Annotated in this window: 19 protein-coding genes; 6 read left to right on the forward strand and 13 right to left on the reverse strand. The window is 67.0% G+C overall.

The features are described from left to right. Nucleotides 1-102 precede the first annotated feature (102 nt). From GGR47_RS09145 to GGR47_RS09165, 5 genes are all read left to right on the forward strand, one after another. On the forward strand, nucleotides 103-2178 hold the full coding sequence (locus GGR47_RS09145) for a HAMP domain-containing methyl-accepting chemotaxis protein (protein ID WP_183949517.1): 2076 nt from the start codon (nucleotides 103-105) through the stop codon (nucleotides 2176-2178). Further along, on the forward strand, nucleotides 2175-2654 hold the full coding sequence (locus GGR47_RS09150; RefSeq protein ID WP_043059177.1) for a chemotaxis protein CheW: 480 nt from the start codon (nucleotides 2175-2177) through the stop codon (nucleotides 2652-2654). The genes GGR47_RS09145 and GGR47_RS09150 overlap by 4 nt, the downstream gene beginning before the upstream one ends. Before the next feature lie 108 nt (nucleotides 2655-2762). Next, nucleotides 2763-3617 carry a CheR family methyltransferase gene (locus GGR47_RS09155; RefSeq protein WP_043059176.1) on the forward strand — a complete coding sequence of 285 codons (855 nt, stop codon included), beginning with the start codon at nucleotides 2763-2765 and terminating at the stop codon, nucleotides 3615-3617. Between the two features lies 1 nt (nucleotide 3618). Next, nucleotides 3619-4692, forward strand: a complete 1074-nt coding sequence (locus tag GGR47_RS09160; protein WP_147036844.1) for a protein-glutamate methylesterase/protein-glutamine glutaminase — start codon at nucleotides 3619-3621, stop codon at nucleotides 4690-4692. Nucleotides 4693-4736: 44 nt separating this feature from the next. Then, nucleotides 4737-6440 carry a hypothetical protein gene (locus GGR47_RS09165; protein WP_147036845.1) on the forward strand — a complete coding sequence of 568 codons (1704 nt, stop codon included), beginning with the start codon at nucleotides 4737-4739 and terminating at the stop codon, nucleotides 6438-6440. Nucleotides 6441-6512: 72 nt separating this feature from the next. Here the strand turns inward: GGR47_RS09165 and GGR47_RS09170 are convergent, their stop codons facing one another. The 7 genes from GGR47_RS09170 to GGR47_RS09200 all read right to left on the reverse strand — a co-directional run bounded on the left by GGR47_RS09170 (nucleotide 6513) and on the right by GGR47_RS09200 (nucleotide 14697). Then, nucleotides 6513-7577, reverse strand: coding sequence for a DUF2332 domain-containing protein (locus tag GGR47_RS09170; protein ID WP_244305187.1), 1065 nt, complete (start codon nucleotides 7575-7577; stop codon nucleotides 6513-6515). Between the two features lie 26 nt (nucleotides 7578-7603). Beyond that, the gene (locus tag GGR47_RS09175) at nucleotides 7604-9418 is read right to left on the reverse strand and encodes a methyl-accepting chemotaxis protein (protein WP_147036847.1); all 1815 of its coding nucleotides are present in this window, start codon (nucleotides 9416-9418) and stop codon (nucleotides 7604-7606) included. A gap of 34 nt (nucleotides 9419-9452) precedes the next feature. Then, nucleotides 9453-12203 (reverse strand): TonB-dependent receptor, encoded by a 2751-nt coding sequence (locus GGR47_RS09180; protein ID WP_147036848.1) that lies wholly within the window; start codon nucleotides 12201-12203, stop codon nucleotides 9453-9455. Nucleotides 12204-12314: 111 nt separating this feature from the next. Beyond that, a complete protein-coding gene (gene msrB, locus GGR47_RS09185; RefSeq protein WP_017979758.1) occupies nucleotides 12315-12764 on the reverse strand; it encodes a peptide-methionine (R)-S-oxide reductase MsrB in 450 nt (149 codons plus the stop codon). A 10-nt stretch (nucleotides 12765-12774) separates the two neighbouring features. Next, nucleotides 12775-13542: a meso-2,3-butanediol dehydrogenase gene (gene budC / locus GGR47_RS09190; protein WP_147036849.1), complete on the reverse strand. Its 768-nt coding sequence runs from the start codon at nucleotides 13540-13542 to the stop codon at nucleotides 12775-12777. Beyond that, complete coding sequence (locus GGR47_RS09195; protein WP_147036850.1) at nucleotides 13539-14108, reverse strand: type 1 glutamine amidotransferase domain-containing protein; 570 nt, start codon at nucleotides 14106-14108, stop codon at nucleotides 13539-13541. Before GGR47_RS09195 ends, budC begins: the two co-directional genes overlap by 4 nt. 163 nt (nucleotides 14109-14271) lie before the next feature. Then, nucleotides 14272-14697 carry an organic hydroperoxide resistance protein gene (locus GGR47_RS09200; protein ID WP_043059170.1) on the reverse strand — a complete coding sequence of 142 codons (426 nt, stop codon included), beginning with the start codon at nucleotides 14695-14697 and terminating at the stop codon, nucleotides 14272-14274. A 109-nt stretch (nucleotides 14698-14806) separates the two neighbouring features. Here GGR47_RS09200 and GGR47_RS09205 point away from each other — a divergent pair, with 109 nt between their 5' ends. Then, complete coding sequence (locus GGR47_RS09205; protein ID WP_221204728.1) at nucleotides 14807-15268, forward strand: MarR family winged helix-turn-helix transcriptional regulator; 462 nt, start codon at nucleotides 14807-14809, stop codon at nucleotides 15266-15268. Here GGR47_RS09205 and GGR47_RS09210 read toward each other — a convergent pair. The 6 genes from GGR47_RS09210 to GGR47_RS09235 form a co-directional block, all read right to left on the reverse strand. Continuing rightward, nucleotides 15236-16411: a copper resistance protein B gene (locus GGR47_RS09210; protein ID WP_147036852.1), complete on the reverse strand. Its 1176-nt coding sequence runs from the start codon at nucleotides 16409-16411 to the stop codon at nucleotides 15236-15238. The two genes, GGR47_RS09205 and GGR47_RS09210, sit on opposite strands and share 33 nt — an antisense overlap. Next, entirely contained in the window at nucleotides 16408-18195 is a 1788-nt protein-coding gene (locus GGR47_RS09215) for a copper resistance system multicopper oxidase (protein ID WP_147036853.1), read from the reverse strand. The genes GGR47_RS09210 and GGR47_RS09215 overlap by 4 nt, the downstream gene beginning before the upstream one ends. A gap of 37 nt (nucleotides 18196-18232) precedes the next feature. Then, nucleotides 18233-18415 carry a DUF1289 domain-containing protein gene (locus GGR47_RS09220; protein WP_147036854.1) on the reverse strand — a complete coding sequence of 61 codons (183 nt, stop codon included), beginning with the start codon at nucleotides 18413-18415 and terminating at the stop codon, nucleotides 18233-18235. A 21-nt stretch (nucleotides 18416-18436) separates the two neighbouring features. Beyond that, nucleotides 18437-19858, reverse strand: coding sequence for a DEAD/DEAH box helicase (locus GGR47_RS09225; RefSeq protein WP_183949518.1), 1422 nt, complete (start codon nucleotides 19856-19858; stop codon nucleotides 18437-18439). 109 nt (nucleotides 19859-19967) lie between these two features. Continuing rightward, a complete protein-coding gene (locus GGR47_RS09230) occupies nucleotides 19968-20297 on the reverse strand; it encodes a hypothetical protein (RefSeq protein ID WP_147037431.1) in 330 nt (109 codons plus the stop codon). 81 nt (nucleotides 20298-20378) lie between these two features. After that, on the reverse strand, nucleotides 20379-20645 hold the full coding sequence (locus tag GGR47_RS09235) for a hypothetical protein (protein WP_147037429.1): 267 nt from the start codon (nucleotides 20643-20645) through the stop codon (nucleotides 20379-20381). Between the last annotated feature and the right edge of the window lie 84 nt (nucleotides 20646-20729).

Raw genomic sequence — 20729 nt, forward strand, 5'->3', positions numbered from 1 at the left:
CCGCCCGACGGGGTCCGCCTCGTTCCACGGGGCGCGATCACCGCCAGGCGGCCGGATCGGAACTGATTATTCTTCAAGCACGACAATAAAGGGAAAATTGCCATGCTGAACGCCACCGTACCGGGGAAATTCCGATCGATCGGAACGAAGGTACTGACCACCCAGGTCGTTTCGCTCGCCGCCATCGGGGCCATCGTCGGGGGTGGCGGATATTATGGCATGTCGGCACTGACCGATGCCATGACCAGCATCTACGACGATCGCGTCATACCGTTGCAGGAATTGAAGTCGGTTTCCGATGCCTATGCGGTGAATATCGTCGACACCACGCACAAGCTGCGCGCCGGCAAGTTGAGCAGCGCCGAAGCGCTGTCGAACATCGACCAGGCGAAGAAGCAGATCGCCCAGCAATGGTCGGCCTATATGAACACGCAGCGCGACGCCAATGAGAACGTGATCGCCGACGCGGTGAAGACGTCGATGCTGACGTCCGATCGTGCCGTTCAGGAGCTTCGCAGCATCATCGCGCGCAACGACACGGCGGCGCTTGCCCGGTTCGCGACCGAGGACATGTATCCGGCGATCGATCCGACGACGTCGAAGATTTCGCAGCTGTCGGACTTCCAGCTGAAGGCTGCGGCCGATTTGCGTGCCGCGGGCGTCAAGCAGTCCAATCTGCTATCGTTGATGATGGTGCTGGTGACGCTGCTGACGATCGGCGCGGCGACGGCCGTGGCGATGGTCGTGACCCGCGCGATCAAGCGCAATCTGGGCGAGGCAACGGCTCTGGCCGGCGCGGTCGCCGAAGGCGATGTCTCCGCGACCGCCTCGGTCACGTCGAACGATGAGGTCGGCGAGCTCTTGCAGGCGCTGAACAAGATGGTGTCGAACCTCAGCGCGACCGCGACCGTCGCCGAAACCATCGCCAAGGGCGATTTGACGATCGACCATCGTCCGCTGTCCGACAAGGACACGCTGGGGCATGCGATGGTCGGCATGGTGACGAATCTGCGCCAGTCCGCGGTATTGGCCGAAACGATCGCGCGCGGCGACCTGTCGGTGGATGCACAGCCGCTGTCGGACAAGGACACGCTCGGCCTCGCGTTCGCCACGATGGTGCAGAACCTGCGCAAGTCGGCGTCGCTCGCCGAAACCATCGCCAAGGGCGACCTGACCGTCGAACATCAGCCGTTGTCGGACAAGGACACGCTGGGCGTCGCCTTGGTCGAGATGGTGGACCGTCTGCGCAGCGTCGTCGGCGACGCGTCGGCGGCGGCGGATAACGTCGCGGCGGGCAGCCAGCAACTGTCGGCGTCGTCGGAACAGGTCTCGCAGGGCGCGACCGAGCAGGCCGCTGCGGCCGAGGAAGCCTCGGCGTCGATGGAGCAGATGGCGGCCAACATCAAACAGAACGCCGACAATGCGGCGCAGACCGAAAAGATCGCGCGTCAGTCGTCGATGGATGCCGAGGCAAGCGGCGTTGCCGTCAATGCCGCCGTGGGCGCGATGCGTACGATCGCCGACAAGATCGGCATCGTCCAGGAAATCGCCCGCCAGACCGACCTGCTCGCGCTCAACGCCGCGGTCGAGGCGGCCCGTGCCGGCGAACATGGCAAGGGCTTTGCGGTGGTCGCATCGGAAGTGCGCAAGCTTGCCGAGCGTAGCCAGACCGCGGCGGCTGAAATCAGCGCAGTTTCGTCGGAGACGGTGAGCGCCGCCGCCGACGCGGGCGACATGCTGGGCAAGCTCGTGCCGGATATCCGCCGCACCGCGGAACTGGTGGCAGAGATCAGCGCCGCGTGCCGCGAGCAGGACATCGGGGCGAGCCAGATCAATCAGGCAATCCAGCAGCTCGACCAGGTGACGCAGCAGAATGCCGGCGCCTCCGAGCAGATCTCGTCCACCTCGGAAGAGCTGGCGGCCCAGGCCGAGGAACTGCAGCAGAGCATCGCCTTCTTCCGGGTCGAGGATCGCGCATCGCCGGTCGCCCGCGCCGCCACCGCGCAGCGCAAGGCCGCCCCGGCCCGCAAGGCGGCGCCCGCCAAGAAGGCTGCGCCGGCCCCGCGCCCCAAGGCCAATTCGATTACAGACCAGCAGGCTCGCGCCCGCGGCTTCGCCCTCGACCTGACACAGGGCGGCCCGGACAGCGAAGACATGGAATTTGGAGAGGCAGCATGAGCGACACGACTGTGATGCAGGCCGTCACCTTCGGCCTTGGAGATGAGGTGTTCGCGGTATCAGTGACGCTGGTCCGTGAAATCCTCGATTATGCCCCCGCCTTTCGGGTTCCCAATGGACCCGGCTGGCTGCTCGGGCTGACCGACGTGCGCGGGCAGGGGGTGCCGACGGTCGATCTGCGCGTGCGACTGGGCCTCGCGCCTGCGGAGCCGACGCTGTCGACGCGGGTGCTGATCGTCGACGTGCCGCTCGCTGACCGCACCGTGTCGCTGGGCCTGGTGGTCGATCGCGTGCTCGCGGTCACCACCTTCGCCGCAGAACGGCTGGAATCGGCGCCCGACATCGGCATGCGCTGGCGCTCGGACTATATCGAGGGCGTCGTGCGCGAACCCGAGGGCTTCGTCGTCGTCATCAACGTCGCCGAGATCTTCTCCCGCGACGACATCGACGCCACCGCGCTCGCCGCCGCGGCCTGACCCGGCGTCGGTCTTTCTAAGAGGAGCCGCGGTCGCTGCGGCTCCCACCCCCCTTTCACTCACTGACGACGGCCCGGACCCCCGGTTCCCGTCGATGGAACGACCATCATGGCTGCTGTCGCCAAAGCGCTTGCCCCGTCCGATCTCGATCACCTCAGCGCCGACCGGTTCACCCGTCTCGCCGCGCTGATCTACGATGAAACGGGCATCAAAATGCCCCGGACCAAAGCGACGATGCTGGAGGGGCGGCTGCGGCGCCGCGTCCGCGACACGGGGACGGCGACGCTCAACGCCTATTGCGACCTGCTGCTCGCCGATCCGACCGCCAATGGCGAGATCGATCATCTGATCAATGCGGTGACGACCAACAAGACCGACTTCTTCCGCGAACCCGGCCATTTCGACTTTCTGGCGGGCACGGTGCTGCCGACCATGCTCGCACAGGGCCGACGCCGAATCCGCACGTGGAGCGCGGCCTGTTCGACCGGGGCGGAGCCCTATACGATGGCGATGGTGCTGGATCGCTTCGCCGAAGCGAACCGCATGGAATATGGCATCCTCGCCACCGATATCGATACCGAGGTGCTGGAGACCGCGCGGCGCGGCATCTATCCCGCCGAGCAGGTCGATCCGGTGCCCTCGGTGATGCGTCAGCGCTACGTCGCCGCCTCGACCGACCGGCGGGCGGCCAAGGTGCGGATCGCGCCCGAACTGCGATCCGCGATCGGCTTTGCGCGACTGAACCTGATGGACACGCATTATCCCGTCGGCGAGCCGATGGACATCATCTTCTGCCGCAACGTGCTCATCTACTTCGACAAGCCGACGCAGGAGGCGGTGGTCCGACGATTGTGCGACTGCCTGCGCCCCGGCGGCTATCTGTTCCTGGGTCATTCGGAATCGATCGCGGGCATGGATCTGCCCGTGAAGACCGTGTCCTACACCGTATTCGAGCGCTGCTGATATGAAACCCGTCCGCGTCCTCATCATCGACGACAGCGCCAGCGTCCGCCAGGCCATGACCGCGATCCTCGGCGAGGATCCCGACATCCAGGTGATCGCCGCCGCCGCCGATCCCTTCGCCGCCGCCCGCTACATCCAGGAAGAGGTGCCCGACGTCATCACGCTGGACGTCGAAATGCCGCGGATGGATGGCGTCACCTTCCTGCGCAAGCTGATGAGCCAGCGCCCGATCCCGGTCGTCATGTGCTCCTCGCTGGTCGAGGAGGGGTCGGAAACGCTGCTGCAGGCTTTGGAAGCCGGGGCGGTCGACGTCATCCTCAAGCCGCGCATGGGCGTCGCCGAGCATCTCAACGAAGCCAAGCTGATGATCCGCGAGACGGTGAAGGGCGCGGCCAAGGCACGGCTCGGCGCGCGGCGCCAGGTGCGGGCGGCGTCGCCGGCGCAGAAGTTGACCGCCGATGCGGTGCTGCCGCCTCCCACCGGTCGCGCGATGAGCCGGACGACGGAGATGGTCGTGTGCATCGGCGCGTCGACGGGGGGCACCGAGGCGCTGCGCGAGGTGCTGGAGGCGTTGCCGGCCAATTCGCCGGGTATCGTCATCGTCCAGCACATGCCCGAAAGCTTCACCCGCGCCTTCGCCAAGCGGCTCAACGGCCTGTGCCAGGTCGACGTCAAGGAGGCGGAGGACGGCGACACGGTGATGCGCGGCCACGTGCTGATCGCGCCGGGCGGCCTGCGCCATACGCTGCTCGAACGGCAGGGCGCGCGCTATGTCGTCTCGGTCAAGGAAGGGCCCTTGGTGTCGCGTCACCGCCCGTCGGTCGACGTGCTGTTCCGCTCGGCGGCGCGCAATGCCGGGTCCAATGCGGTCGGCATCATCATGACCGGCATGGGCGACGACGGCGCGCGCGGTTTGCTGGAAATGAAGCAGGCAGGAGCGCGAACTTTCGCCCAGGACGAAGCAACCTCCGTCGTGTTTGGCATGCCCAAGGAAGCCATCGCCCGCAACGCCGCCGACAAGGTCATACCATTGGGCAATATCGCCCGCGAACTGCTCCAGGCGACGGCGCGATGAGCGCGCCTGTTCCGCATCTTCTTCTCGCCCGCAAAGGATAGGCCATGCTGCATACCTCCATCACGGCCGATCACGCCTTGGACCAGAGCGTCGGCGATCTGCAACGGACGCTGGCGTTGATGGCGGCGGGTATGGATGCGCATTTCGTACGCGCTGGGACCACGCTCGCAGGAGCCATAGAAACGATCGATCGGATCATCTCCGCGATCGACGGCGTCACCGGGGCGCTCGACGAAAGCGTCGCGGGAATCGCGGTGACCAACCTGAAAGAGGTCGCGGCCGATCTCGCCAACCTGCCCGTGGTGCAGCAGGAGCGCGACACCGACATGGTGCGGGTGAGCGGCGCGGCGCGGATGTTGCGCGATCACATCATGGAGATGCGACAGGCGCTGCGCGTGCTCCATATCTATGGCCTGAATATCAAGATCGCGGCGTCGGGCGAGCCCGCCTTCGTCGGCTTCGTCGACAGCATGGGGCATCGGCTGGCGGCGGGTGAGGAGCATCTGGAAGGCTTCCTCGCCAAGCTGAAGGACCTGAAGGACAGCGTCGGCGCGGTGCAGCAGGCCGGGCGCCTCGTCACCAAGGAGGCGCGACACGTCGTCCCCGCGGTGCCGGAGAATCTGGTGCGTCACGCCACCGCGCTGCACGCGCATCTGGGCACGACCGCCACGATGGCGCAGCAGGTGGCGTCGATCGCCCGCACGGTGCAGGGGCGCGTGGCGACGATGCTGGGCGCGTTGCAGGTCGGCGACAGCACGCGCCAGCGCCTGGAGCATGTCGTGTCCGCGTTGCAGATGCTGGAGGTCGTAGGCCCCTCCATTGATCCCGTGGTGCGCATGGAGGTCTGTGCGGTCATCCATCCGATGCTCGCGGCGCAGCTGGAGGCGAGCGCGGTCGATTTCGACCGCGACACGCGCCTGCTGGTCGATGCGCTGCGGGCGCTGAGCCCCGACACGACCGCGCTGCTGGGCCTAATCGATAACGACGCGGGCAGCAACGGCCGCCCCTTTCTCGCCGAGATCGACAAGGCGGTGGGCGAGGTCGCGTCGATCACCGCGCAATTGCAGGATGCCGACCGGCGGTCGACCGCGATGCTGGGCATGATTGGCGAGACGGTGTCCGAATTGACCGGGCGGCTGGCGCTGTTGCAGCGCGTGCAGTTCGACGTGCAGGACATCGCCACCAATACGCGGCTGCTGTGCCGCCGGCACGGCGACCTCGGCAAGGCGGTATCGGTCGTTGCGGGCGAGGTGGACGTCCACGCCCAGTCGCTGGGCAAGGCGATGGGCGGCATCCGCCAGCCGCTCGACGAGCTGGCCGCGGTGAACGCGACGCTGGTCGAAAAGCGCGCGGCGGCGGACGATCGCGATCTGGGCAGCAAGCTGTCCGATGCGCTCGCGGTGATCCGCGAGGGGTGTCAGCGGACCGAGGGCGCGGTGCGTGTCGGCGGCGACGATGCGCGGCAGATCATCGAGATGCTGGCGTCGGTCGGCGATGAGATCGGCGCGGAAATGGCGCTGGGGGGCAAGATGCGCGACGCGGCGCTCGTGCTCGGCGTGATGCCCGCGATGAGCGATCCGTCGGATGCGGCGACGGCGATCCTCGCCGACGTGCTGCCACGCATCGCCGCGCTCTACACGATGGCACAGGAGCGCGAAGTCCACGCCGCCTATCTGCCCGCACACCTCGCGCCGGCGCCGGCCGTGGCGGCCGTCGTGGAGGATGACGACGACGACGGATTGTTCTGACGAAGAAAGCCCCGTGTCCGCGATGGCGGCACGGGGCGTCCGTTACAGAGGCTGTATCTAAGAGAGGGGCCGTCAGGCCCCTGTATCGTGCCAGTCGATCCACGCCCCATAAGCGTGGCAGGTGGCGAGATGACGGGTCCCCCCGTCGGGCCAGGTCGTCAGGCACAGATGGACCGCGTCGCGCGCCTCGGTCCATTCGAACCCGATGCGGGCCAGCGGGCGATCGGGATCGGCCCGTGCGCCCGCCTCGGCAAAGGCCCGCTCCACGGCGGCATGGCCGCTGGCGTCAAGATATTGCAGCGCCATCGAATGGACGATCGTGCGGCAGACCCCTGCGGCCTGCGGTGCGGCGAGCATCGTTGGCAGCCACCGGGTGATGTCGCCCGTATCGACGACGGGCGGGTGCGCGCGCGCGATGCGCAGCGCCTGCGCCAGGCGTTCGGCGCGGTCGGCCTCGTCCGCCCAGATGAAGGCCATCAGCCGTTCGCAGGCGGCGGCGTCGGTCACGTCGAGAGGGTTGAGATCGACACCGCGCGCGGACGCCACGGCGATGGGACGGATGACGGGCGCGGCGCCGTGCCATGCTGGCGCGACGCGGACGGACGACGCCGGATCGCCGGCGACATGGCCGCCCAGATCATAGGCATAGCGATCGAGATTGAGGTTCAGCCCGGCGCTGGCGCCGAGTTCGCGCAACTCGCACGGCATGTCGAACCGGCTGCGCAGCGTCATCAGCGCCGCCATGATCGCGGCGGTGCGCCCGACTTCGTTGGTCTGCGGCGGCGTGCGCATCCATTCGGCGATATGCGCATCGGCGGCGTGCATCGCCGCGCCGATCACGGCATCGAAATCGCCGTCTAGCCGCCGGTACAAATCGGTGAGGGCCGTGTCGTGGCCGGCCCGCGCCAGCGCATGCAGCGCAGCGTTGAACCGCATCGCCAGCGCGTCGGCGGCGACATCGCGCGGCCAGTCGGCGATCAACGCGGCGGTGCGTGGCGCGCGGTACAGCTGACGCTCTCCCGCGGCGAGCACTGCGGCGACGAACGGCGACCCCATCTCGCGGACGGCCATCGCCTGCCGGGCGAGTGGGCCCGGATCGATGTCATCGTTCGTGTTGGGGAATGGCGCCCCGTGCATGGGCCCGGGGCGCACGGCCATTGCGATCAAAACGCGTCCCAGTCGCCATTCGCGACGCGGCGCGGCGCGGGAATGGCGGTCGGACGCGATGCCGCGGCCGCGGGGCGCGATCGTGCCGGCCGGTAATCGGCAGAGGTGGGAGTGGGGGCAGGGGCCTGACCGTCGATCTCGAAGGTCGCGACCGATGCGGCGAGCTGCTGCGCTTCCGCCACCAGCTGGCGCGCCGCGGCGGAGGTCTGTTCGACCATCGCGGCGTTCTCCTGCGTCATCTGGTCCATCTCGCCGATCGCGACGTTGATCTGGCCCAGGCTCTTGGCCTGATGATCGGACGATTGCGCGATCGAGTCGATCGAACCGCTGACCGCACCGACGCTGTCGATGATCCGCGACAAGGCCTGTCCGGTCTGGTCGACCAGGTCGACACCGGCGCGGATATGGGTGGAGGCGGACGTCACCTTCGTCTTCACCTCGGTCGCGGCATCCGCCGAGCGCTGGGCGAGCGCACGGACTTCGGACGCGACGACCGCGAAGCCCTTGCCGGCTTCACCCGCGCGCGCTGCCTCGACGCCGGCATTGAGCGCCAGCAGATTGGTCTGGAACGCGATGCCGTCGATCAGGCTGATGATCGCCGCGATCTCGTTGCTGGCCTGTTCGATGCCCTGCATCGCGTCGATCGCCTGCCGCACGATCGTGCCACCGCGTTCGGCCTCCGTGCGAGCCTGCGCCATGGCGGAGCTGGCACCGATCGCCGCCCCCGCGCCCTCACGGATCGACTTCGTCACCTCGTCGAGCGCCGCAGCCGATTCCTGTAGGGCAGCCGCTTCCTGTTCGGTTCGCTGCGCCAGATCGAGCGCGGCCTGGTTGATCTCGCCCGAATTGTGCTTGATCGATTGCACGCTGCCGCGCACCTCGCCCAGCACGCGCGACAGGCTGGCGGTGGCGGTGTTGAAATCGTCCGACAGCAGGCGGAATGCCTGCGGTACGTCGGCGATGCGCACCGTGAGGTCCGCGTCCGAAAGACGATGCAGGCCGCCGCCGATCGCGGTCATCGCCGCCTCGCGGTCGGCATCGTCGGCCACCTTGGCCGCGGCGGTGTCGCGGAACACGGCCACCGCGCGCGCCATGTCGCCCAGTTCGTCGGTGCGGTCCGCCTCGACCACGATGTCATGCCGTCCGCTGGCGAGCTGCGCCATCGCATCCGTCAGCAGCGTGATCGGCCGCGCGATCTGGCGGCTGAGCAGGACGGACAGGGTGATCGCCACGCCGATCAGCGCGATGCCGCCGATGGCCAGCGCGATCAATGCGGTCAGGATCGCCTTTTCCTGACTGGCCGCAGCCGAATCGATGTCCTGCGTTTCCGCGGCGCGCAGATCGCGCAGGGGGAGGGCGATCTTGCTGACCAGCACCGCAGGTCCCGCGTCCCGCACCGCCTGCTGCGCTTCGTCGCGGCGCCCGGCCTTCACCCAGCCGATCAGCCGGTCGCCCCAGTTGCGGCGCCATTTCAGCGTTTCGCGACGGGCCGTGTCGAGCTGGCGCAGCTTGACCGGATCGGTCAGCAGCGTGTCCAGTTCTGCGGCGGTCCCGTCGAACTCCTTGCGCGCTTCCTCGTACGATTTGAGGTAGGTGACGTCGCCCGTCACCAGAAAGCCGCGGAACTGGCTGTTCTGGCGCAGGATCGCCGTCTCCAGCGTCAAGGCCTTGGCATAGATCGTCTGGGCGAAGTTGTTCCGATCCGTCGACTGTCTGATCAGCATGATCGTGCCGAAGAGCACCATCATCACGACCGCTGCGGTCGCGATGATGGTGAGGAACGACAGGCCCAGCTTGCGCGGTATCTTCATAATGTCCACGGGTCCCGGATCAGTGGAAGGGCGATCAGAAGCGCGAGCGCAGCGTCACGCCGTAGGTACGCGGTTCGGCGAGGTACGACGAGAAGATCGCATTGCCCGTCGCAAAGTCCGGTGAACCGAAGGCGGCGACTTGCGACGCGCTGCCCGCACCCTGGAAGGGGGCGGCGAAGGCGACCTGCTGGTAATTGGTGTTGAGGACGTTCTGCCCCCAGAATTCCAGTGCCCAGCGCTGGTCGCGGCCGCGGATGCCGATGCGCGCGTTGACCAGGAAGAAGCCGTCCTGGCGCTTTTCCAGGAACAGGTCGGACCCGGTGTTATAGTCGCTGGTCAGGCGGCTATCGACGTAGAACAGCGCGTGCATGCCATTGTCGCCGATCGGCGGCGTCCACGACGCCGAGCTGGTGACGGTGTGGCGCGGCGCGTTCGACATCTGCGCCCCCGGCAGCAGGAACAGCGCGGCGTTCAGCGCCTCGCCCGCATCGCTGCCGACCAGGTTATTGCGATATTGCGTGTGCGCATAGGTGTAGCCGAGGTTAAAGGTCAGATCCTCGGTCGGATAGGCGCCTGCCTCCAGTTCGAAGCCCTGCGTGATGACGCCCGAGCGCACTTTGCCCGAGCAGGCGCCGGTGGTCGAGGAATTGTCACGATCGGCACCGTTCAGGCCGGTGCTGCACGACCCGATATTCTGGACGATATAGTTGGTGCCGTTGAAGGTGTTCAGCTGGAAGTTCTTGAACGCCGAACGGAAGCCCGCGAGGTTCGCGGTGAACTTCGGCGTCGCATATTTGATGCCGATTTCGAACGCCTGCACCGTCTCGGGATCGAAGCGCAGGTTCGATGCGGCCGCCGCGGTCGGCGTGGCGAAGACGGTGGTCGACAGATCCGACTTGTCCAGGTTGAAGCCGCCCGCCTTGTAGCCGCGGGCGTAGGACGCATACAGCAAGGTGCTGGGCGCGGGCTTCCACGATACGACGCCGGTGCCGGTGAACTGGCCCTCGGCGATCTTGTCCTTGATCGGCACGCCGGTCAGCGCCGACGTCGAATTGCCGGTGCAGGTGAGCGTGATGATGCCGCCGATCAGAGGCTTGAGCGCCGCGGGCACCGCCGCACTGGCGAGCAGCGGGCTGAGCGCGGCCTGCTGTGCCGGGCAGACGGTGTTGTTGTTGTTGAAGCTCGCATCCAGGCGCTTGTGCTCGTTCGTGTAGCGCAGGCCGCCGGTGATGCTGAGCGTATCGGTGATCTTGAAGATGTTGTGCGTGAAGAAGGCGTAGTTGCTGCTCGTCTGGTGATACAGGTCGCGCACGCTGCCGACGTTGTTGACGGTGCTGAGGCGATCGATGCCGCTGATCACCGCCTGGCCGACCGCGGGGGTCAGCACGGCGCGGCCGGCGGCGCTGAGGCAGCCGCTCGCGGTCGGATCGCGCAACGCGGCGGCGGGGTTCACCGTCGCGACGGCACGGCATGCGGCGAAGGCGCCATATTGCGAGCCGAAGCGCAGATTGTCGACGACGTCGAGGTCCTCGTGCGCGTAATAGCCGCCCACCAGCCAGTCGAGCCGGTTGTTGAACAGGCCGCCGCTGAGGCGGGTTTCCTGCGTGAAGGTCTTGAACTGGCGATAGGCGTTGCCGTCGTTGGGGCGGTAGACGATGTCGACGTTACCGTAATCCATGTCGCCCGCGCCGCCGGCCTTATATTCGCGATAGGCGCTGATCGAGATGAGCTGCACGTTGCCCAGCGTCCAGCCGATGCGCGCCGACACGCCGCCGTCAGTGGTGACGTTCGAATAGGCCTGGCCCTTGGTCTGCGCGATCTGGCGGTTGTAGGGATTGCCCATGCTGGGCAGCACGCCGCCCAGGCTCTGCAGGATCGAGGCGATGCGGTTCTGCGAGGCGATCGAGAAGTCGCCCGGCACGCCCGGCGTCGGATCGAACTTTTCGCGCGTGTCGATATAGACGGCGCCGCAGCACTTTTCGTCGCGATGCGTGTAATCGCCGATCAGGCGGACCGAGAAGTCGGACGACGGCTTCCAGAACAGCTGGCCGCGGACGAAATAGCGGTTGCGGTTGTTGAAGTCGGTGTTGTTGACGACATCGTGCAGGAAGCCGTCGCGCTTGCCGTAGACGCCGTCGATGCGGAAGGCGAGCGTGTCGGCGATGATCGGGCCGGTCAACGCGCCGGCGAGGCGGACGGCGTCGTAATTGCCGTAGCTCGCTTCGCCATAGCCGCCGAACTTGAATTCGGGATATTTGGTGTAGATGCTGATCGCACCCGCCGACGAGTTGCGGCCCGACAGCGTGCCCTGCGGCCCACGCAGCACCTCGATGCGTTCGACTTCGCCCAGGTCGTTGAGGCCCGAGCCGGTGCGGCTGCGATAGACGCCGTCGATGAACACGGCGACCGAGCTTTCCAGGCCCGGATTGTCGCCGACGGTGCCGATGCCGCGCAGGCGCGCGGTCGCATTGGCTTCCGATCCGGTGGACGACACGATCAGCGACGGCGCCAGCTGCGCCATCTGGCGGATATCGGTCGCGCCCGAATTCTGGAGCGCTGCGGTGCTGTAGGCACTGACGGCGATCGGCACGTTCGACAGGCGCTGCGAGCGGCGCGTGGCGGTCACAACGATATCGGCAGTATTCTTCGATTCGGCTTCGGCGCGGGCCTTTTCGGCTTCGGCCTGCTTCCCCGACGGTACAACGCCGCGCAGGCCCTGCGCGCCAGCTGGCGCGACGGCGCCTGCGCATGACGCCGCCGCTGCCAGATATACCCACTTCCGCATCGATTATGCCCCTCTTTGATCCATTCCCTTGGCCAAGCCTTGGCCGGAAAGGGGATAAAGAGGCGTTAACCGTGCGGAATTTACCGCGTGATCTTCATGACATGCGTCGGATCAGCCGACGTCTTCGACCTGATCCAGATAGGCACCGTAGCCTTCCGCCTCCATCGCGTCGCGGGGCACGAAGCGCAGCGAAGCGGAGTTGATGCAATAGCGCAGCCCACCGCGATCGCGCGGACCGTCGGGGAAGACATGGCCCAGGTGGCTGTCGCCATGCTTCGAACGCACTTCGGTGCGCACCATGCCGTGGCTGCGATCGTGCAGTTCCTCGACATTGGCGGGCTCGATCGGCTTGGTGAAGCTCGGCCAGCCGCAATGCGATTCATATTTGTCGGTCGAGGCGAACAGTGGTTCACCCGAGACGATATCGACGTAGATACCCGCGGCCTTGTTGCCGAGATATTCGCCCGTACCGGGGCGTTCTGTGCCGCTTTCCTGCGTCACATAATATTGTTCGGGCGTCAGCTTCGCGATCGCTTCGTCGGTCTTGCGGTAATCGGCCATGGTCGGCTCCTCAGCTAAGCGGCGGCTGTCCGTTGGAGGCCGAGAGGCCACCGTCGACGGGCAGGTTTACACCGGTAATATAGTGCGCATCCTCGCTCGCCAAAAAGGCGATGGCCCCGGCGATGTCGGCAGGGTCCGCGCCGCGCCCGATCGGGATGCGCTCCTCGAACTTGGCGATGAGGTCGGGCTGTTCCTTCATGCCTTCGGTCAGCGCGGTATAGGTGAGCGACGGGTTGACCGCATTCACGCGCACGCCGGCCTTCGCCTCGTCCATCGCCAATGCGCGGGTGAAGTTGGTGACCGCACCCTTGGCCGCGCAATAGAAGCTGTGGTTCCAGTCGCCGCCAAGACCCGACGCCGAAGAGATGTTGACGATGCAGCCCTTGGCCGCACGCAGATGCGTGATCGCCGCGCGGCTCATCTGGACGACACCGTACAAATCGGTTTCGATCACCTTGGAAAAGGCGCTGAAATCACCTTCGTCGAGCTTGCCGAGATGGTCGACGCCCGCGTCGTTGACCAGCACGTCGATGCCGTCGAAGCGGCTGACGGCAAGGTCGACCAGCGCCTCGCAATCGGCCATGCGACTGACGTCGATCTCCAGCGTCTCGACCGCATCGCCCAGCTCCGCGGCGAGGCGCTTGAGCCCCGCCGCGTCCTTGTCGCCGAGCACGAGGTGCGCGCCCTCCGCAGCAAAGCGCCGCGCCGCGCCCTCACCGATGCCCGAGGCGGCACCGGTGATGACGACGACCTTGCCGGCGAACCGATTGCTGTTCACGCGCTCGCGGCCTGCTCGGCGTGGCGACCTTCGGCAACTTCCTCGATCAGCTTCGCGCAGAAAGCAGGGAGATCATCGGGGTTGCGGCTGGTGACGAGGCCCTTGTCGACGACGACCTCCTGATCGACCCAATTGCCGCCCGCGTTGCGGATGTCGGTCTGCAGGCTGGGGAAGGACGTGAGCGTGCGCCCCTTCACCACGTCCGCCTCGACCAGGGTCCAGGGTGCGTGGCAGATGGCGGCGACGGGCTTGCCGGCTTCGAAGAAGGCGTGGACGAAGGCGACGACCTCCTTCGAGGCGCGCAGCTTGTCGGCGCCGACGCTGCCGCCGGGGATGACGAGGCCGTCGAACTGATCCGCGGACACGTCGCCGATCGCCTTGTCGACCGTGAAGGTCTTGCCGGGGTCGAGGTCGTTGTTCACCGTCTGCGCCTCACCCGTTTCCAGGCTGATGACGACGACCTTGCCACCGGCCTGTTCGACGGCATCCTTGGGCTGCGCGAATTCGGGTTCCTCGGTGCCGCGGGGGGCGATGAGAATGGCGATCGTCTTGCCGTCGAGGGTCATGGAATGTCTCCGAAGGTCAGGGAAGTCTTTGAAAGGGGGCTCCCTCGAACGATCGATTTTGGCAGCGGTTGCGTGGGGGGCGGGATAAACTCGGACGGCCCCGAAACGACGGCGGGGCGCTGCCGCGATGGGCAACGCCCCGCTGTTCTAAGCCTATTGCGGATCAGGCGAGCGTCAGGCCGACGTCGACGTTGCCGCGAGTCGCGTTGGAATAGGGGCAAATCTGATGCGCGGCATCGACCAGCTGCTGCGCCTGATCGCGCTCCAGGCCAGGCAGGTCGACGAGCAGATCTGCGGTGATGCCGAACCCGCCGGCATCCCGCGGACCGATCCCCACGGTCGCGGTCACGGTGGTAGCCTCGGGCACCTTTACCTTCAGCTGTTGGCCGGCGGCTTTCAACGCGCCGATGAAGCAGGCGGAATAACCCGCGGCGAACAATTGTTCGGGGTTGGTGCCATCGCCACCCGCGCCGCCCAGTTCCTTCGGCGTCGACAATTTGGCTTCGAAACGGCCGTCCTCGCTTCGGGCATTCCCTTCGCGGCCGCCGGTGGCGGTGGCGCGGGTGGCGTATTTGACGTCGACGGACATGATGCATGCTCCTTGCAGAAACTGTTATTGCGACAATGTATATCGCGATACTGATTTGTCCAGTGGCGTTTCGGCGTGGAGGAAAAGCGTGTACGACCTGTCGATGACCATGCCGCCGTCCCATCCGCTGTCGCTGGACGAGCAATTGTGCTTCTCGCTGTACGGCGCGTCGATCGCGATGACGCGCGTGTACAAGCCGATGCTCGACCGGATCGGCATCACCTATCCGCAATATCTGGTGTTGCACGCCCTGTGGGAGGAGGACGGGCGGACGATCGGCGCGATCGCCGAACGTCTGTCGCTGGAATCCAGCACGATCACGCCGCTGGTGAAGCGTCTGGAGGCGAGCGGGCTGGTGCGGCGGGCGCGGGATACGAAGGACGAGCGGCAGGTGCGCGTGCTGCTGACCGAGGCAGGGCAGGGGCTGCGCAGCGAGGCGACATGCCTGGCGGAGGCGGTGTTCGCGAAGACCGGGCTCAGCATCGACGAACTGCGGACGCTGACGCAGAACGTCCGGCGGTTGCAGCGCGCGCTGGCGTCAGAACCAGCCGCGGATGCCGAGCGCGAGTGATACGCCACCGCTGCCCTCGCCATCGGCGCGGGCATAGCGCGCGGTAGCGCCGTAGCGGCGTTCCCAATTGATCCCGACATAGGGCGCGAATTCGCGGGCGATTTCGTAGCGGAGGCGTACGCCCGCCTCGACGCTGGACAGGCCGGCACCGATGCGGGCGTCGGGTTCGTCCTGGGCGGCAAGGTTCACCTCCACGCGGGGTTGCAGGACCGCGCGCTGGGTCAGGCGCTGGTCATACCATGCCGATCCGCGGGCGCGGACGCCTTTGTCGGAGGCGAACAGCGTGGCCTCGACGTCGAACCAATAGGGCGCGAGACCCTCTACGCCGATCGCGGCATGCGTGCGGCCGCCGTTCGGCCCGAGATCCTGCCGGGCGCCGGCCAACAGGTTGAAATAGGGGCCGATGGCATGGGCGTAGAGCGCCTGCACCTCGGCCTGGTCGATCGATCCGCCGAACGTACCTTCGCCTTCGCTCTTCACCACGACGCGGTCGATGTCGCCGCCGAACCAGCCTTCGCCGTCCCAGCGATAGCCGTCGCCGCCGTGACGGACCTGCACTTCGGCAAGGTTGAAGAGGATCTGGGAGAAGCGCATCCCGCCATGCTCGGCGCGCATCGTGCGATCGGCGACAGCCATGGCAGCGTGGTCGTAGAACCGATCGGCGGCGCGGGTGGTCGGGGGCGGGGGCGGCGGGGCGTTACCGGCGGGCAGGTCGGTGCCGCTTTTGATGGCCGCCGCCGCTGGCATGGCGTGCATGCCGGGCATCGCATGCATTGGCATGTCTTGGGGCATGTCTTGGGGCATGTCGTGCGACATGGCCGGCATCGCAGTCTTGGGAGCAGCGAATGCCGCAGGCGTGCAATGGCCCATCGCCGCATGGTCGGGCGGACAGTTCGAATCGGTTGCAACGGGCGCCGCTGGCATGGCCATCATGTGATCCGGGCCGGAGTGCGCGTGGCTTTGCGGCCGTACCGGGGAGCGGGCCGGGGGCTTGGGCTTCGTCTTGGGCTTCGGCTTGGCCTTGGCGGCAGGCTTCGGCGCGGCGGGCATCGTCATGCCCGGCATGCTCATGCCGTCCATATGGTGCATCTGCGCCAGCGCCGGCGCGGGGAGCAGGGCAAGGATCGCCAGCGTCGTCCTCATGCGGCATCCTCCGCGCGCACCGTCACGACCTGCATCATGCCGGCGTGCATGTGGTAGAGCAGGTGGCAGTGGAACGCCCAGTCGCCGATCGCGTCGGCGGTCAGGTCGAAGGTGACGGTGCCGCCGGGGGCGACGTTGACGGTGTGCTTGCGCGGCGCGTGGTCGCCGTGACCCGTCACCAGTTCGAAGAAATGGCCGTGCAGATGGATCGGATGGGCCATCATCGTGTCGTTGACGAGGGTTACCCGCACGCGCTCGCCGGCACGGAAAGGGATAGGCGCGGTGACGGCGTTCAGCTTCACCCCGTCGAACGCCCACATATAGCGCTCCATGTTGCCGGTGAGGTGGATGGTGAGCTGGCGCGACGGCGCGCGGACGTCCGGGTTGCGATCCAATGCAACGAGATCGCGGTAGACGAGCACCCGGTGGCCAACGTCGGCGAGGCCCTGCGGCGGTTCGCCGGTGCGGTCCATTGGCATGGGGGCGACCGTCTGCACGGCAGGGGTCCTGGGCAGGCCGGGCGCGTTTGCGAAGTCGCGCATGCTGTGGTGCATCGGCTCGGCGGGAGCCGCGGGTTTGCAATGGCCCATGGCGGCGTGTTCGGGCGGGCAGGCGGCGGGCGCGGCGGCGTGGTCCATGCCGCTCATACCGGTCATGCCGTCCATGTGGCCCATGTCGCCCATACCCATGTCGCCCATACCCATGTCGGCCATGGTGGCGAGCGGGCGCGGACGGAGCGCGGGCACCGGTGCGACCATGCCGACCTGCGGGGCGAGCGTGGCACGCGCCATGCCGGAACGGTCCCAGGCTTCGGCGACGAGCGTATAGGCCTGCGCCTCCGGCTCCACGATCACGTCATAGGTTTCGGCGACGGCGATCTGGAATTCGTCGACCGTCACGGGCCGGACGTTCAGGCCGTCGGCCTGCACGATCGTCAGTTTCAGGCCTGGAATCCGCACGTTGAAGTTCGTCATCGCCGAGGCGTTGACGATGCGCAGCCGCACCCGCTCGCCGGCCGCGAACAGCGCAGTCCAATTGTCGGCAGGGCCATGGCCGTTGATCAGATAGGTGTAGGTGCTGCCCGTCACGTCGGACACGTCGGTCGGGTCCATCCGCATCGCGCCCCAGGCGAGGCGGTCCTTGAGCGGCTGGTCCTTGCCCGCGAGCAGGCCGGCGAGCGTCTGCTTCTGGTAATTGAAATATCCGCCCTGCAGCTTCAGGCGGCGGAAGATGGCATGCGGGTGGAGCGGTCTGTGATCGGACAGGACGATCACATGTTCGCGGTCGCTCGCGATCGGGTCAGGGCCGGCGGGATCGATGACGATCGGGCCGTAATGCCCCATCTGCTCCTGCAGGCCCGAATGGCTGTGATACCAGTAGGTGCCCGCCTGGCGGATCGGAAAGCGGTAGGTGAAGCGGCTGCGCGCCGGAATGCCGGGGAAGCTGATGCCGGGCACGCCATCCATCTGGAACGGCAGCAGCAGGCCGTGCCAGTGGATCGAGGTTTCCTCGTCCAGATCGTTGACGACGGTGAGCGTCGCGTCCTGCCCTTCGCGGAAGCGCAACAACGGCGCCGGCACCGAGCCGTTGATGCCGATCGCATGTTGCAGCTTGCCGTCGATCGTCATCATCTGATGCGCGACGTGGAGCGTGACGTCCGGGCCGGTGAGCGTCGGCATCGGGGCGGCGATGCCGGCGGACACGGGCTGCGCCCAGGCGGGAAGCCACGGCACGGCGGCGGCGAGCGGGGCGGCCTGCAACAGATGGCGGCGCGTCAGGGGCAAGTGGGCATCCTTTGGCGGAACGGTCGCCGATATAGGGTCAGGGCCGCCGGTCCGACAGGGTGGTCATGATCGCGCGGCGCCGGTCCGGTGTCATCTGGCCCCAGCCGACGATCTCTTCGATCGTGCGGGCGCAGCCGCGGCACAGGCCGTCCGGCTCCATCACGCAAACGCCGATGCACGGCGTGTCGATCGCGACCGGGGGCGTCCGCTCGATCACCATGAGGGCCGCCCCCGGATACGCTCAGGGCGCGATCGTGGCGTGGAGGAAGTCCGGAATCGGGCCGTTCCAGCCTTCGTCCGGGCCATCGTCGCGATTGGGGTCGCGATCGGCGTAGCGATCGTCGCGGCGGGGACGGCGGCGGTCGTCGTTGCGCGGCTGCGACGCGGCGGCGGTTGGGGCGGCAGCGGGACGGCGATCGTCGCGGGCCGGGCGGGCGGGGGCCGGCGCGGGCGCCTGCTCGACGGGGGCGCTGTCGTTCGCCTTGCGACCGCGGCGCGGACGACGAGGTTCCTCGGCCGCCGGCGCGTCCGCCTCGGGCGCGTCGCCGAGGTCGAGGCGTTCGATCGTCTGGCCGGTGAGCTTTTCGATATTCTGGATGTTCTCGGCATCCTCGCTGGTGATCAGCGTATAGGCGACGCCGGTCGCGCCGCCGCGGCCGGTGCGGCCGATGCGGTGGACGTAATCGTCGGGGTGCCAGGGCGCGTCGAAGTTGAAGACGTGGCTGACGCCCTTGATGTCGAGGCCGCGCGCCGCGACGTCGGAGGCGACGAGGATGTTGATCTTGCCCGACTTGAACAGGTCGAGTTCGGCGAGCCGCTGCGGCTGTTCCATGTCGCCGTGGATTTCGCCCGACTGGAAGCCGTGCTTCTTCAGGCTCTTGTTAAGTTCGCGTACCGTCGTCTTGCGGTTGGCGAAGATGATCGCGGTGCGCACCTCGTCCTGCCGCAGCAGGCGGCGCAGCGCCTCGCGCTTCTTGAACGCGTTGGTCGGGGTGGGGACCAGATACTGCTTGATGTTGAGGTTGGTCGAGGCAGGGCGCGACACCTCGATCGTCTTGGGATTGTCGAGGAACTTGTCCGCGAGCTTCTTGATCGGCGGCGGCATGGTCGCCGAGAACAGCAGGGTCTGGCGCTGCTTGGGCAGCTTGGTGCAGATCTCCTCGATGTCCGGGATGAACCCCATGTCGAGCATGCGGTCCGCCTCGTCGATGACGAGCATCGAGCAGCCGGTGAGCAGGATATTGCCGCGACCGAACAGGTCCATCAGGCGGCCCGGCGTCGCGATCAGCACGTCGACGCCCTTTTCCAGCGCCTTGATCTGGTCGCCCATCGACACGCCGCCGATCAGCAGGGCCATCGAAAGCTTGTGACCGGCGCCGTATTTCTCGAAATTTTCGGCGACCTGCGCGGCGAGTTCGCGCGTCGGTTCGAGGATGAGGCTGCGCGGCATGCGCGCGCGGCTGCGGCCGTGCGCCAGAATGTCGATCATCGGCAGCACGAAGGCGGCGGTCTTGCCGGTGCCGGTCTGCGCGATGCCGATCAGGTCGCGCATCATGAGGACGCTGGGGATCGCCTGCGCCTGGATCGGCGTGGGTTCGCTGTAGCCCGCGTCGGTGACCGCGGTCAGAAGTTCGGGGGAGAGGCCGAGATCGGCGAAGCTCATGCCAAAAGGCTCATGCAAGGGTCCGGAAATAGACGCACACGGGTGCGGCACGCCGAGCGTCGCGCTTGCCGATCTGGGCGCGAAAGTCAAGGAAAGCGTGGGTGAGGCGCTATGACGGCGCGTGTCTAGCCTGCCTGGCGATGCGGGTCCGGCGTCCCCGTATCTTGAGGGGGACGGCGACGAGAACGAACAGCATCAGGGCTACGAAAAGCCAGAGCGGACCGGTCAGCCCTTGCAGCCAGGCGATCAGGATGGCGCAGGGGACGGCGATCACCGGCGTGATCTTCGTCAGCCACCACAGCATCGCGCCCCAACCCCCCCGATCGCGCATGCCTTTGCCCACGCTCAGCAAGATGATCGTCGCCACGAGCTTCGCGCCCAAGGCGATAGCGACGATCCAGCTCAGCGTTGCGATCAGGGGCGAGGGGCTGAAGAGCACGGCGTCATCATGCGGCGGCGTTTGCGGGGTGACAAGCGGGGCGATTCCGGGGGCGAAAGTCAACGAAGGCGTGGGTGGCGCTTAGGGATTGCCGGTTTCTTCGGCGCGGAAAGAGAGCATCGAATGTCGGAACGCGTTCAACGCCTCGCTAAGGCATTTGACCGTTGGTGGGGGCGCATCCTGCGGGACGGCTTCGTCCGCTTTGAGCACGAAGGTGGCGTAGGGAAGTCCGGGCGCGTTCCGGTGAAATTCGCTCCGTATTGCTCCGCATGCTTTTGCCATTTGCTGACTGTTGCGTGCGGTGAGCAGCGGCTTTTCGCCCCTGTCAGTCGCGCAGCCTGCGGTCATCAGTACAAGCGCCAGCCCCAGTCCACGTCTGCTTATCGCCAAGTTTGTTCCCCACCGTGCGATCGCCCGATTCGGACGATGTCA

Source organism: Sphingomonas aquatilis (assembly GCF_014196115.1).
GTDB classification, from domain to species: Bacteria; Pseudomonadota; Alphaproteobacteria; order Sphingomonadales; family Sphingomonadaceae; genus Sphingomonas; species Sphingomonas aquatilis.